Raw genomic sequence first — 1,714 nt, forward strand, 5'->3', positions numbered from 1 at the left:
CTTTCCCCGCATGAATCCGGTTCAGCTATAATTGCAAGAGTAAGCGGAGGCATAATACAACCATTTACAATGTCTTTCGCCAACCGATCATAAAACTTCTGATTCTGCATTACTCGCTGGGCAGTAAACTCTCCCGTACGCGGCACTAGATACTGAATAGCAAAATCATAATCAGCCTCCGCATTTATAAACCTACTCTTAATTACCTTATCAAACCCTACTGACATTGCGATAATCCGCATACGACCTCCAGAGTCAAACGCAGTCAAAAAAATGTAAAACCCTACAAAAACAAAAAATCTTAAGATCAATAAATTATAGTTATAGACTATAGAAAGTAAGGGAGCAACTGAGAGTCTCATTTTTATAGCTTAAAACAAGTATTCTGCCAGTCGCGCCCCAGCCCCACTAGCCCAAAGAAAATATTTCGATCTCAATCTCATCGCCGAACTCAAGAATACTAGGTGACACAGAAATATTATCTACTCGCACACCATCAAATACAGGATCAAGCTTCTGAAGAATCGCTATCGCAAAACTTCGCAACGGGCTGGATATCCTCAACTTAGCTTTCTTTTTATCAATACCATAAATCCGATAAATCCGATAATTAGCAAACTCCTTCATATGCAAAAGTTCATTTATCGAAACATGGATTTTTTGATTAAAACCACCTACCGTAGACTTTACATCAATATATAGATTGTCTTGTATTACAAAATCAAAAGCTTCGACCGCATTTTCATTAGAGGCCCATCTGTAGCTACTGATATCTCCTGACAACTGCAGACAACCGAGATAATAATCGACAAACTCTTCCCCTATAAAACCTGTTATATCAACTTTATCACGAGCGCGTCGAAGATCGTCTTTCGAAACAAGACGTTTGGAGCTCCATTTCTTGAGCGTCTCTACCCCTACCACCCCCCCACAAGCAGCATCTTCCAGCGCACCAGCAATATCCATAACTCTTGCGGCGTGCGACTCTTCTATATCTGCATGATCAACAATTTCCTCAAGTTGATAAGCACTAAATGCCCGCATCGACTCTGCGCCCATCTCAGAAACAATTCTAGCATGCAGTTCTGAATCTGCTAAAAGCCGAGCACAAACCATAATTATTTTTAGATCTTCAGGCACGGATTCTCCGCCGAAGATAAGTATCGCAAAATCCCCCTCTCTTAAGTCATTGTAGCGAGTTGGGGAGTCGAATGGATTCTCTACAAACTCACCATTCAATCGCCAATTTTTATACGCGGCTCCCTTAACTATTTTTCGAGCTAGCGAGTGTCGCGGCGCACCAGCGGGACCATAAATACTTAAGTCGATTAGAAAAGATGTTTTCCCTCGCTGCGCAGATATTTCAGGAAGATCTGGATAGAGTTCATCAACAAAAACATTTGCGTTCAGATTTATTGCCTTCTGATTACCTGAATTCATTTCCTTAAAATGCCAGGAGAACAAAGTTAGATCAGACTTAGTCAGGCGCTTTATTGCTATCTTACTCATATACCCCCCCTGATATTCCGCATAATTTCAGTTGCCAAAGCAAACGATAGCAATGGAGGGACCGCGTTACCTACCTGTTTAAAAGCAGGATTCATACTTCCGGAAAATGTAAACCCATCGGGAAAGGATTGAAGACGTGCAGCTTCACGGACAGATATCGTTCGAGCCTGCGTGCTATCGTAATGTATGTGAGAATAACCATCTT

At 41.5% G+C, this 1,714-nt stretch carries 3 protein-coding genes; all 3 read right to left on the reverse strand.

Annotated features, from left to right (window positions below; translation table 11 throughout):
• On the reverse strand, positions 1–242 hold a 242-nt coding region (locus HT737_RS31455), incomplete at its 3' end, for a hypothetical protein (protein WP_220459568.1).
• Positions 243–408: 166 nt separating this feature from the next.
• The gene (locus HT737_RS29270) at positions 409–1,509 is read right to left on the reverse strand and encodes a DUF3883 domain-containing protein (RefSeq protein WP_182404566.1); all 1,101 of its coding nucleotides are present in this window, start codon (positions 1,507–1,509) and stop codon (positions 409–411) included.
• A complete protein-coding gene (locus tag HT737_RS29275) occupies positions 1,506–1,697 on the reverse strand; it encodes a DNA cytosine methyltransferase (protein ID WP_374011214.1) in 192 nt (63 codons plus the stop codon). The genes HT737_RS29270 and HT737_RS29275 overlap by 4 nt, the downstream gene beginning before the upstream one ends.
• Positions 1,698–1,714: the final 17 nt, after the last annotated feature.

The sequence above is a fragment of the Pseudomonas sp. MD195_PC81_125 genome (assembly GCF_014060985.1).
GTDB classification, from domain to species: domain Bacteria; phylum Pseudomonadota; class Gammaproteobacteria; order Pseudomonadales; family Pseudomonadaceae; genus Aquipseudomonas; species Aquipseudomonas parakoreensis.